This window comes from Fulvivirga sp. (genome assembly GCF_040220315.1).
In the GTDB taxonomy this organism is placed as follows: Bacteria; Bacteroidota; Bacteroidia; order Cytophagales; family Cyclobacteriaceae; genus Fulvivirga.
Genome location: NZ_JAVJUY010000278.1, coordinates 1 through 12,943, shown reverse-complemented (window position 1 = coordinate 12,943; position 12,943 = coordinate 1). Strand labels below are relative to the sequence as shown.

General features: G+C 39.6%; 10 protein-coding genes. 4 read left to right on the top strand and 6 right to left on the bottom strand.

What is annotated here, in order from left to right:
• The first annotated feature begins 23 nt into the window (after window positions 1–23).
• The 4 genes from RLO81_RS13940 to RLO81_RS13925 all read left to right on the top strand — a co-directional run bounded on the left by RLO81_RS13940 (window position 24) and on the right by RLO81_RS13925 (window position 5,853).
• Window positions 24–2,411: a ribonucleoside-diphosphate reductase subunit alpha gene (locus RLO81_RS13940; protein ID WP_350112735.1), complete on the top strand. Its 2,388-nt coding sequence runs from the start codon at window positions 24–26 to the stop codon at window positions 2,409–2,411.
• A 254-nt stretch (window positions 2,412–2,665) separates the two neighbouring features.
• Complete coding sequence (locus RLO81_RS13935) at window positions 2,666–3,742, top strand: adenylate/guanylate cyclase domain-containing protein (RefSeq protein WP_350112732.1); 1,077 nt, start codon at window positions 2,666–2,668, stop codon at window positions 3,740–3,742.
• 90 nt (window positions 3,743–3,832) lie between these two features.
• Window positions 3,833–4,645: a helix-turn-helix domain-containing protein gene (locus tag RLO81_RS13930; RefSeq protein WP_350112729.1), complete on the top strand. Its 813-nt coding sequence runs from the start codon at window positions 3,833–3,835 to the stop codon at window positions 4,643–4,645.
• 11 nt (window positions 4,646–4,656) lie between these two features.
• Window positions 4,657–5,853: a serine hydrolase domain-containing protein gene (locus RLO81_RS13925; protein WP_350112726.1), complete on the top strand. Its 1,197-nt coding sequence runs from the start codon at window positions 4,657–4,659 to the stop codon at window positions 5,851–5,853.
• Window positions 5,854–6,128: 275 nt separating this feature from the next.
• On the opposite strand, the gene RLO81_RS13920 is transcribed toward RLO81_RS13925, so the two are convergent.
• The 6 genes from RLO81_RS13920 to trkA all read right to left on the bottom strand — a co-directional run.
• Entirely contained in the window at window positions 6,129–7,064 is a 936-nt protein-coding gene (locus RLO81_RS13920) for a DUF4340 domain-containing protein (RefSeq protein WP_350112723.1), read from the bottom strand.
• A complete protein-coding gene (locus RLO81_RS13915; RefSeq protein WP_350112720.1) occupies window positions 7,057–8,577 on the bottom strand; it encodes a GldG family protein in 1,521 nt (506 codons plus the stop codon). The genes RLO81_RS13920 and RLO81_RS13915 overlap by 8 nt, the downstream gene beginning before the upstream one ends.
• A gap of 2 nt (window positions 8,578–8,579) precedes the next feature.
• Window positions 8,580–9,305, bottom strand: a complete 726-nt coding sequence (locus tag RLO81_RS13910; RefSeq protein ID WP_350112717.1) for an ABC transporter permease subunit — start codon at window positions 9,303–9,305, stop codon at window positions 8,580–8,582.
• 36 nt (window positions 9,306–9,341) lie between these two features.
• Window positions 9,342–10,262, bottom strand: a complete 921-nt coding sequence (locus RLO81_RS13905; protein ID WP_350112714.1) for an ATP-binding cassette domain-containing protein — start codon at window positions 10,260–10,262, stop codon at window positions 9,342–9,344.
• Window positions 10,263–10,365: 103 nt separating this feature from the next.
• Entirely contained in the window at window positions 10,366–11,820 is a 1,455-nt protein-coding gene (locus tag RLO81_RS13900; protein WP_350112711.1) for a TrkH family potassium uptake protein, read from the bottom strand.
• A gap of 33 nt (window positions 11,821–11,853) precedes the next feature.
• Window positions 11,854–12,943: Trk system potassium transporter TrkA (gene trkA / locus RLO81_RS13895; protein WP_350112708.1), on the bottom strand; the 1,090-nt coding region annotated here is incomplete at its 5' end.

Below are 12,943 nucleotides of genomic sequence, written 5' to 3'. Positions count from 1 at the left end.
TAACCTCCAAATCACCCCATGTTATGTTAGTAGTTAAAAGAGACGGAAGAAGGGAGTCCGTAAAGTTCGATAAGATCACCTCCCGAATAGAAAAGCTTTGCTATGGCCTTGATATGAACTATATCGAGCCGATTGACATCGCTAAGAAAGTAATTAATGGTATTTACGATGGTGTAACCACTGTAGAGCTGGATAACCTGGCAGCAGAAACCACCGCATCGTTAACGACCAAGCACCCGGACTTTGCTAAGCTGGCCGCGCGTATTGCTATTTCTAACCTGCACAAGGTAACGAGCAAATCGTTTAGTAATACCATGAAAAGGTTATATACCTATGTAGATCCTAAAACAGGAGAGAACGCACCGTTAATTTCGAAAGAGACGTATGGGGTGGTTAAGAAAAACGCTGCGTTGTTAGATTCTTCAATTATCTACGATAGGGATTTTAGCTACGACTACTTCGGCTTTAAAACATTAGAAAGATCATACCTAATGAAAGCTGATGGTAAGATTGTGGAAAGACCTCAGCATTTATTAATGCGTGTGGCAGTTGGTATTCATGGGGAGGATATTGAGGCTGCAATCGAAACCTATAATCTATTATCAGAAAAGTGGTTTACACATGCTACACCAACATTATTTAATGCAGGTACTCCTAAGCCACAATTATCTTCATGCTTTCTACTAACCATGCAAGATGATAGTATTGATGGTATTTATGACACATTAAAGCAATGTGCTAAGATATCGCAGTCAGCAGGAGGTATTGGACTAAGCATACACAACATTAGAGCTACGGGCTCATACATTAAAGGTACAGGTGGAGTTTCTAACGGTATCGTGCCTATGTTAAGAAATTTTGACATGACTGCTCGTTACGTGGATCAAGGCGGTGGCAAGCGAAAAGGAAGCTTTGCCATCTATCTTGAGCCATGGCATGCAGATATCTTCCAATTCCTTGACCTGAAAAAGAACCACGGTAAAGAAGAATTAAGAGCGAGAGATTTATTCTATGCTTTATGGATTTGTGACTTGTTTATGAAAAGAGTGGAAGAAAACGCCATGTGGTCATTATTCGATCCAAATGAGTGCCCTGGACTTTCTGACGCCTATGGTGATGAGTTCGAAAAACTTTATGAGAAATACGAGAAAGAGGAGAAATACAGAAAGCAAGTAAAAGCTCAAGACCTTTGGTTTGAAATTCTAGAATCTCAGATTGAAACCGGTACGCCTTACATGTTGTACAAAGATGCGGCTAACAAGAAGTCTAACCAGAAGAACTTAGGTACGATCAAGTCTTCTAACTTGTGTACTGAGATTATGGAGTACACTTCTAAAGATGAAGTCGCTGTTTGCAACCTTGCTTCTATCGCACTTCCAATGTTTGTTACTGAAGATGGCGTATTCGATCATCAGAAGTTATATGACATCACGAAAGTGATCACTAAAAACCTGAACAAGGTAATTGATATCAACTACTACCCTGTGGAGGAAGCACGTAATTCAAATATGCGTCACAGACCTATTGGAATTGGTGTGCAAGGATTGGCTGATACATTCTTAATGTTGAAAATGCCATTTGAGTCTGATGAGGCCAAGCGTTTGAACGAAGATATCCACGAGACCATCTACTACGCTGCGATGACTGCTTCTATGGAGCTAGCGAAGAAAGATGGCCCTTATGAGACATTCAAAGGTTCTCCGGTATCTAAAGGTATCTTCCAGTTTGATATGTGGGGTGTTACTCCAAAATCTAACAGATGGGATTGGACAAGCCTGAAGAAAGAGGTTAGAAAAAATGGTGTGCGAAACTCATTATTACTTGCTCCTATGCCAACAGCTTCTACTTCGCAGATATTAGGAAACAACGAGTGCTTTGAGCCTTATACTTCTAACATCTATACACGAAGAACATTATCCGGTGAGTTCATTATTGTGAACAAGCACTTAATGCGTGATTTAATTGAGCTCGGTCTTTGGAATGATACGATGAAAAACAGACTGATTGAAGCGAATGGTTCAGTTCAGAGCATACCAGAGATACCACAGCACATTAAAGACTTGTACAAAACTGTTTGGGAAATCTCTCAGAAAGCTATTATTGATATGGCTGCTGACAGAGGAGCGTATATCTGCCAAAGCCAGAGTATGAATGTACACATTCAAGATCCGAACTTTGGTAAGTTAACATCAATGCACTTCTACGCCTGGAAGAAAGGGTTGAAGACAGGAATGTACTACTTGAGGTCTAAAGCGGCTACAAGTGCCATCCAGTTTACTGTAGAGAAAACAAAGAAAGAGCAGCCAGCTACGGCTACAGCTGCCAACGATGAAGCTGCCCTGGCCCAAAAACAAGCCGATATGGTTTGTTCATTGGATAACCCCGATGAGTGCGAGGCTTGCGGTAGTTGATTATTTTAATTGCTAGTTTAGTTTAAATTACCCTGACGCCAGCTATGCTGGGTCAGGGTTTTTTTTTGACTTTTTTACTTTCGTTATTTCGTAGGCAGTAGCCGAAGAAATCAACTGCGTAACACACTCATACTTTTCGTACACAGATTTCTCTTCGTTCCGAAATGACTTTATTAAAACTACAATCATTACTAATTAAATAGTAATCCAACTTAGGACTTATATTTTTGTTTATGCTCTAACACAAAAACTGCATGAACCTACTCTCCCAACTCAAAAAGGTACTCTACATCACCATCGCGTGGACGTTGGTAGCTTTGTTTATCAACGTTATTGGTATGTCAGCTGTTTTGGATAGAAATGTCATCCAAAATGTAGATCCAACTGAACTGGAACTTGATTATTACCTGGCGTTTTTTGGAAGTATTATAGAATCGGTCATTGGAGGACTTGTTGGTGGCAGTGCAATCGTATTTGTCTGGGAGAAGTGGCTACGTTCTAAGCCTTATGGTTGGACACTTAAAAATATAGTATTGTCATTTGTTATCATCTTCATAATCACTGCTATACCGGTCATATTATTTAACAATACTTACAACAACGATGTATCGGTTTTTAGCAAACAGGCCTGGTTAGAAGTTTTAGAGGCATTTCAAACGCCTTCGCTCTTAATCCCATTCTTTTTCTGGATGGCAGTGGTTATCATGACATTTATTTTCCTTCAGGTCAATGACAAATATGGGCCGGGTGTCTTTAAGAAGTTTTTGTTGGGAAAATACTTTCATCCGACCCGTGAAGAACGGATTTTCATGTTTTTGGATTTACGATCTTCTACAGCCATTGCTGAAAAGCTGGGTGAAGAAAAATACTTCAATTTTATTCGGGAGGTTTTCAAGATAGTGACACCAGCAATACTTAAAAACGAAGGTGAGATTTATCAATATGTAGGTGATGAAATCGTGATCAGCTGGCCTATGAATGAAGGCCTTAAAAATGCATCTTGTGTACGCACTTATTCTGATGTTGAAAGTAGCATAAAGGAAAATATTGATTTTTTTATCTCAACATATGGGGTCGAACCTGAGTTTAAAGCCGGGGTGCATGGAGGATATGTAATGGCCGGTGAATTGGGTATAGTAAAGAGGGAAATTGCCTATTCGGGAGATGTACTGAATACTGCTGCCAGAATTCAGGCCATGTGCAACGAGCTTAAGGTAAATTTACTCGTCTCAGGAGAGATAGTTAAAGCATTGAAACAAGACAACTTTCAAAGTAAAGGGTTTATCAATTTGCGAGGAAAATCCGAAAGAATGGAGTTATTCACCATTTAAATCCAAATGTCGGGTAAATGTCGGGTGAGTTGTATTTCAATTTTTTGTTCTTAATTTGTTAAGCCAATAATCTTGTTCGAAAATACACAGATGAAACAACCCGAACTAGGTAAAAAAATTGCCGACTTACGAAAAGAACAAAATCTCACGCAAGATGAGTTAGTGGAAAAGTGTAACGTAAATGTTCGTACACTGCAACGCATAGAAGCTGGCGAAGTAACTCCTCGCCCATCTACTTTACGTATTATCGTTGAGGCACTCGGTCAGGATTTCAAGCAGACTTTTGGACAAGATGACAAAGCCGGTTTTTGGCAATTACTTTTTGTGAGTCACCTCACTGAAAATCAGACCAAATCAATTTTACAACCAGCCTGGATAGCAGGACTCATTTATTTTGCTTTAGGTATTGTGGAAGCTGCTGCAAGCTACCTCCTCACCAATGACTACATGAGTATTTCGCAACAATTTTTTGTAGCTGCAACCAAACTTGGTGTATTAGCAAGTTACTTTTTCTTTATGCGAGGTTTTGTGGCATTGGGTAAGTTGTTCGATAATTACCTTCTAAAAATCAGCAGTTACCTGATGGTGGCATGTTATATCATTCTAATTGCTTTCGATATTTACCACGTTATCGCTCCCTTTGATGAAACACATTACATCATCATACAATCCACTGCGGCAGTCACTTTTGGTGCATTGGGTATTATTTTAGGAGTAGGCTTTATTCGATTAAGACCAGCAGCAGGCGGAATAGCCATTGTTGCCGGAATCTTTGAATTGATCATTGCTGTGTTCTTCCTCACGGTGGTTGGGTCTTTTTTGGCGCTTCTTTTACTCATTCCGGCTGTTATTATAGAAGTAGTGATACTCTATAAAATGTCAGAACAGCTTTCTTCGAAATAAGCTAAACAGAGATGAAGAAATACGTAGTTTATTTCACAATTGCAGAATTGTGCCTGGTAAGTTATTTTCTATTTGAACCGGCAGCTGCCTACAACTGGGGTTGGAATACGTTACCCAATACATTTGAACAAGCTTCTGTCGAAACTCTTGATAGTGGATATTTTGATGCCATTAAATTCAGTAAATCTCAAGTCGATATATTTAGCGCCATGGGCATTCCTGCCCTATCCGTTGCAGTTGGAGTCGGTGATAAAATAGTATGGTCGGAAGCCAGAGGGTATGCCGATATTGATCAAGAAATAACTGCTAACACTCAGACTAGTTTTAGAATTGGTAGTGTTTCAAAGGCTGTTACGAGTGTTGCGCTGGCTAAGTTAATTGATGCAGTAGCCTTGAACATCGAAGATAAGGTAACAAAATATTTACCTGATTATAAGTATAACGATGTGACCATCAAGCACCTGGCGAGCCATACATCAGGCATTCGGAATTATGACGTCTGTTTATGCATTCCCATTTTTGAATATTATAGCAACGATGCTTATGCGTCAGTGGACGAGGGTTTAGAAATGTTTGTGCAAGACCCTTTACTTTTTGAACCAGGCACTGATTTTAGCTATAGTAGTTACAACTTCACATTATTGAGTGCTGTTTTGGAAAAAGCCGTTGATGATAGCTTTTATGAACTAATGAAAAACGAAGTTTTTGCACCACTGGAAATGCATCAAACCACTTTTGATTTCAACGATTCCATTTTTACCCACCGAGCGGAGTTTTATGAAGTTAGGTATGGTGAATATAAAAAGTCATTTGAAGTGGACAACAGTAATAAATGGGCAGGCGGAGGCATAATTTCAACACCTACTGATTTAGTAAAAATGGGCCTTTCATTGTTAAATAAAGACTTTATTAGCCGTGAAACATTTGAAATTATTACTACTCCTGTAGCTCTTAACAACGGTGAAATAAATGAACAAAATTATACATTAGGTTGGCGAAAAAGTGAATTTGGTTTTGATGTTATACCAGACAAAGTAACAGTTATTCATCATGGTGGCACGGCAGTGGGTTCTACTGCATTACTTCTTTTAGTTCCGGATTATCAACTGACAGTGGCCATTAGCATGAATCGATCAGTCGAAGACTTTCCTTTATTTGATTTGGCTAAGCCGATAATAGGGGCATTTATTAATCAGATTATGGGTTGAGACGTGGCTAATAAACACAAGGTCTTTTCGCATTGATAACGGAGAAATCTTTGCCATGAAGCAAGTAATAACCTATCGAGGTGGCAAAGATTTCTCCTCCGCCAGTAGGCGGATACGAAATGACGTTCTATTAGACTGAAGTATGTCACATAGAGTCCTGAGCTTGTCAAAGGGTCGAAATGTGGCATTTCGTCCTCATGTTTCGACAAGCTCAACATGACAATAAGTATTAACTTAGAAACCCACCCCTAACCCCTCCCGGGAGGGGATTTTGACTATTTCACAAAAAACGATTGAGAAGAAACAAACAACTTCTCAAACACGTTCAGGCTGCCTTTTTTGAAGTAGGCATCTGAGTTTAAAGAAGAGTTTAAAATCACTTCATCATCGCGCATGAAGCCTTTAACAACAATACTATTCATGTTATTGCCATCAATAGTTAAGGTATAAGCTGCACCTTCTGATGGTGTAAAGTCATCTGCAAAGTCCCTTTGGTTCAGTCTTCTTAATCCATTCAGATATTTCTGAACAGATGCAGAGTCAGCCTCCACTCCATTCACCTGCCATCCTGAGCCAGTCGAAGTATCTGATACTTTATTTAATACGAAACTGCTGTCACCAGCATAATCAAATTTTAAAGAGGTTAAGTTTTCTGGAGTAGTTTTTACAAAGGTTTTATCTCTAAAGCTGTTGAATTCCTGGTTGTACGTGGAAGCAAGAAAGCCATCTACCGTGTACACTTCTTCTTCATCGGATAATCGTACAAATGTAGCTGCCGTTCTGGCCTGTTGATTGAAATTAAACTTACCTACGACCAAATTGGCCAGTTCCTTATCTCCGTCATACATCTTCACTTTAGTACCCAGCGAATCATTCACTTCATATTGCGCCCATTTATCTTCTGAGTTAGAAACTAACCGCTGTGGTTCCAACTTTATCAGTGCGTTTAATATGCTTTTTACATTGCTTTTATCCGCATCATCCGTTTTTTCTCCATTAGAAACTGTCCAGCTGACACCTTCTTTGGTAAACACTACAGGTTTGTGGCTGTTGGCTCTTGCTTCTATCACTACCTTACTCACCGTTGATGTGTCCAATGCTACCAGTACATCTCTGAAATTTCGGTCGTTATTGCTGCCTAAAAACTTATTTCCGAAATAAACGGCTAACAATACCCCGAAAACAATTAAAAGTATTTTGTTCTTACTCATAGCTCACCTCCATTCTTTTAATGCGTTGTAATCTTCTGCGTTGAGACCTAAATAAACCGTATAATATGGCTAGCACTATAGGTGCTCCAAAGTTCACCCACTTAAGTGTTGCTTTCATACCATCTTCTAATTGATCGATAGGTCTGGATGAAACGCCTTTTGTTCTCAAGTCAATTAAACCTGTATCATCAGAAAGCCAATCGATACCATTGACGAACAAGCTTACATTATCTTCCTGCACAGGTTGCGGCTGTCCTCCACCTTTATTATTGATAGCGAAATCACCATCACCAATTACAACCATTTTACTAAATGTATTGCTAACTAGATTACCTTCAATAGCAGCTGCAACGGTTTGTGCCGCTAAAGGAAAATCGCTTTCTTCCCATTTTTGCTGCACATTAAAATACGTTGGGGCGGTAACTGTTCCAGATTGACCGGAAGAATATGCCAAAGGCATATAATTTACAGCTGTATCACCAGAAAATACCAATGGACTAGCAAATGGTAAAATTACCTGTTCTAACCCTTTAGTTACAGGATGATCTGCAAAATTGGTTAGGATCGGCAAAAATGGAAATTGTACCCTCGATTGAAATGAGAAGTTCCCTTGCTGCTGGCGTACGGTTACTGCAGCACAGTTGGCATCCGTTAGAAACTTATTCTCTACAGATACTCCCTTGCTTGCAAGCCAATTATCTATTCCAACATTCAGTGAACTACCCGTTGCATTTTGCAGATTGCCTTCTACTCTATTCAGAGCAACCAATAATTTACCGCCTTTGGCTAAATAAGCATCCAACTTTGCTAAATGTGCAGGTGGTATAGTGTCTTTAGGAGCCACCAAGGCAAGCGCTTTGTAAGATGTTGGTATTTGGGTAGAATCAGTAAGTGTTACATTTTCGAAATTATACAACACAGATAATGCCTGCGCTGCTTGCTGCATATCCATGACGGAAGGCTCACCGTGCCCTTGAATCAAACCAACTGAAGGCTTATCAACAACCGATAATTTTTTAATACTTGTCGTTAATGCGTACTCCATGGCTTCTCCCGGCTGCATAAACGGAATCACATCTTTTTGTGTCCCTATTTCTATAACAGCTCCCAAGAAAGCCTTCTGCTGCTTCACCTGATCCTTCTCACGTACGTTAATCATCACCGGACTTATACCAGCCTGACCTGCCTCTTGCTCTGTCTGTGGGTCTTCATTTGGGTTAATGAATTCGTATACCAAATTGCCATCAGAAAGACTGGCATACTCCACTAACAGGTCTTTAAAGTCCTGACGGGTTTGTGCTACATTGGGTGGTAAGTTCTCTGAAAAGTAGGCCTTTACCGTTACAGGCTCTGTGAGATTTTCCACAATATCTTCCGTGGCCTTACTTAAGGTATATCTCTTGTTTTCTGTTAAATCCAGACGAACGAAAAAGTCCGTGGATAGAATATTGATCAATACTAAAATTCCGATGATCAACAAAAGGGATGAGTAATATGATTTTCTCGTCTTCATGATCAATTAGATAAGTTTCTTTTTGCCAAATTCGATTCTGCCAATACAATTCCTATTCCCACAATGGTTAAGAAGTACACCACATCTTTCGTGTCTATCACACCTCTGGATAGGGATTCAAAATGAACTGATAGGCTTAATGTATGAAACAACTGACCCATAAAACCAGTAAGGTTTGATGCCAATACATTAAATATGATATGGAAAAACAACCCGATAAAAAGTGCCAGTAAGAAGGCAACGATCTGGTTGTTGGTGATGCTACTTGTAAATAACCCGATGCTCACATAGGCAGCGCTCATCAACAATAACCCAAGGTAGCCACACCAAACTGCTCCATGATCCACATTACCAATATTGGCCAATGTGATGTAGTAGGGAAGCGTAAATGCAATGGCAATAGCTACCAAAAGGAAGCATGCTAAAAACTTACCTATTACCACTTCTCTATCTGTTACTGCTTTGGTAAGTAGAAGTTCTATTGTTCCGGTTTTCTTTTCTTCAGCCAACATGCGCATGGTAATAGCAGGTATAAAGAAGAACAAAGTCCAGAAAGCGATGTCGAAAAAGCTTTGCAAGCTTGCCTGACCTACCAGGAAAACATCGGCACCATAAATCCAGGTAAAAAATCCGCTGAAGCCCAAGAACAACACGAGCATGATGTAGGCGATCAACGAATCAAAAAATGATTGTAATTCGCGTTTTGCTATAATCCAAATCGATCTCATTGTTATCAATTTTTGATTTATCTATAAATAATTTGATTAGGCTGTCAGGTCTCTAAAGACATCTTCCAGCTTGGTAACAGATGGTGTCATTTCAGTAATCACCCATTTATTTTTCACGCACAATGAAAATACATCTCTTGCCGTGCTCATTTCAGGCTTACTCTGAATTTCAAACTTTCCATCACCTTTGCTTTCTACCGATGCCACAGATGGCAACTCCCTGATCGCTTTTTCTATTTCTTCAACAGAACCATCTTCTATTTTGGTAGCAAGTAATTCCTGACCTTTCGCTTGCTTTCTAAGTGTTTCAGCCGTTCCGTCTGCAACTATTCGTCCTTTATTTATGATCAGGATACGATCGCAAGTAGCCTCTACTTCAGAGAGTATGTGTGTGGAAAGAATGACGGTCTTTTCCTTTCCTATTTCTTTGATCAGCTTTCGGATTTCTACAATTTGGTTAGGGTCCAAACCGGTTGTAGGTTCATCCAATATCAATATTTCAGGATCGTGAATCATGGCTTGGGCCAAACCTACACGCTGGCGATACCCTTTCGATAGCTCACCAATTTTCTTGTGCTTTTCTGCGTTCAGGCCGCAAAGCTTCACCATTTCTTTTACCCTAGCTGGCACCAAATGATTTGGAACACCTTGTAATGCGGCTGAAAATTCGAGATAATCAATAACAGGCATTTCATGGTAGAGCGGGTTGTGCTCCGGCAAATAGCCAATATGCCTTCTTAATTCGTCTCCTTGATTTTTAATTGAATTTCCACCAATAGATATATCACCACGATCAATGGCAATGTAATTGGTAATCATTTTCATGGTGGTTGTTTTTCCTGCACCGTTTGGTCCAAGAAAGCCTAGGATTTCACCTGTTTTTACCTCAAATGAAATTTCATCTACCGCCTTTTGCGGTCCGTAGGTCTTTGTCAAACTTTCGATCTTAATATCCATAAAACAGAATTTTAACTTCGTTGACCCTGATTTTTTAAATCAGGTGCAATTATAGGGAATAGAAGAAATTCTGTAAAGTGAGAAGGACCTTTTTTAACGTGTTTTAATACTTCTTCCAGAAGCTAGGATTAAAAAGCATGAGCACTGTGAAAAGTTCTAATCTACCTAAAAGCATGAGAAACGATAGCAGCCATTTGCCAAAATCAGAGATGTGCGCGAAGTTATAAATCGGCCCAACTGACCCGAGACCCGGGCCAATGTTGCCCAAACTGGTAGCCACGGCACCTAAAGCTGTATTAAAATCTACGCCTGTGAAGGAAATTAAGAATACGCCTGATCCGAAAATAAGTAGATAAATCATAACAAACGCCAGTACATTATAGGTAATATCCCTGCTTACTGCTTTTCCATTTAACCGAACAGGCATAACTGCTGAAGGATGCAATTGACGTTTCATCTCCAAAAAGCTATTCTTAAATAATAAGGTGTGTCTAATTACTTTAATACCTCCTGCCGTGGAGCCTGCAGAAGCACCTAAAAACATCAACAAGAAGAAAATAACAGTAAGAAAAGGTGCCCAGGCAGTATAATCCGCTGTTACATAACCAGTGGTTGTAACAATAGAAACTACCTGAAACAAAGAATCTCTAAACGATTTCTCAAAGCCTTCCCATTGATCTGAAAATACAAAAAAGGCAATGCACACAGACAAGGCAATAACTATGGTAAAATAGTTTCTAAACTCTTCATTTGACCATACCTTCTTAAACCTGCCTTTAAAGCCATAATAGGTAATTGTAAAATTTGTACCTGCCAGAAACATGAATAGGATGATCACATATTGGATGTAGGGCGAATCGTAATGGGCAATGCTTGCATTTTTTGTGGAAAAACCACCTGTTGCCATGGTGGTTAGTGAGTGGTTGATGGCGTCATAAAATGTCATACCGCCCATCATGAGCAGCACCATTTCAGTTAATGTTAGCCCTAAGTAAATAAACCATAGCCTTTTGGCAACATCTTTAATTCTGGGCTTCATTTTATCCGGACTAATGCCCGGAGCTTCAGCAATAAATAACTGCATTCCACCAATACCTAATATCGGAAGAATAGCCACTACCAGAACGATAATTCCCATACCGCCAATCCATTGAGTTAAGCTTCGCCAGAATAAAATACCTTTATCAACGGCTTCAATATCTGTTAATATGGAAGCACCTGTAGTAGTATAACCGGAAATTGTTTCGAAGAAAGCATTGGTGAAATCAGGAATTGAGCCTGATATTAAGTAAGGTAATGAGCCAAAAACGGACATGGATACCCAGCCTAAAACCACTATCAGGTAGCCATCTTTCTTTTTTAACTCGCGACTTTCGTTATTTCTTGTGAGGTACCATATAGTACTGCCAAATACGGCTGTAATAAGACCTGACAGACCAAGGGAATAAATGGGCTCATCATAGTAAATAGAGAATGGCAGGCACAAAAGCATAAAAATGCCATTGATAACCAACAGCATCCCCGTAAAACTTGTGATTAATTTGTAGTTGAACCTCATTCTATCTTCGGATGACTCCGAAAGGTACTTATTTTACTTAAAAAATTCTTCTACCGTCTTAATACATTCAGGCCTGCATAACACCACTGCTCGGTCTTTAGGCCTAAACTGGAAGTTACCCATAGTGGTGTAACCGACACCGTTACGAACAACCCCTCCAATAATAGCACCCTTTGGAAATTCTAAATTCTTTATCTCCCTTTCAGTAATCTTAGAGCCAGCCTTCACAATAAACTCCAGCACCTCGGCATCCACACCATGAATACTGGTAAGTGAAATAATATCGCCTTCCCTGATGTATCGGAATATAAAGTTAGCCGCTATCAACTTCTTATTGATCATGGTATCTACACCAATATTTTGCGACAGATGTATGTAGTCAATATTCTCAACCAATGAAATGGTTTTCTTTACATTATGGTTTTTAGCAACAAGGCACGAAATAATGTTGGTTTCTGAATTGCCTGTTACGGCAATAAAGGCATCCATTTCACTGATGCTTTCCTCTTCTAATAATTCAACATCTCTGCCATCTCCATTAATTACCATCACATTCTTCAACTGATCAGCCAACTCGAAGCATTTGTCTTTATCACTTTCAATAAGCTTCACATTAAATTTCCTGCTCAGGCTTTTGGCTGCGTGATAACCCACCTTACTGCCACCCAGGATCATCACATTCCTAATTTCTTGTTTCTTCTTTCCTGATAGCTTTAAAACGCTTTCAACACCATCGGGCTGAGCAATGAAGTAGGCATGATCCCCAACAACAAATTTATTATCACCATGAGGGATAATTGTCTTATTATCTCGTAGTATGGCTACGGTAATAAAGTTTTGAGAAGGGTTTAGATGCGCCATTTCTATCAAAGTTTTACCATTCAGGGCACTGGTTTCATCAATATGCACCCCCACCAATGATAGCCTGCCTTCATCAAAATCAAACGTATCGGTAATAGCAACTTCTTTGAGCAATCGTTTTATCTCTTTGGCCGCCAGTGATTCCGGTGAAATAATTTCGTCTATCCCTAAGTCTTTGAGGTCAAGCTTCTCTTTATCCAGAAGGTATTCAACATTTTGAATGCGTGATACGGTTTTCTTGGCACCTAGATGCTTGCCGATG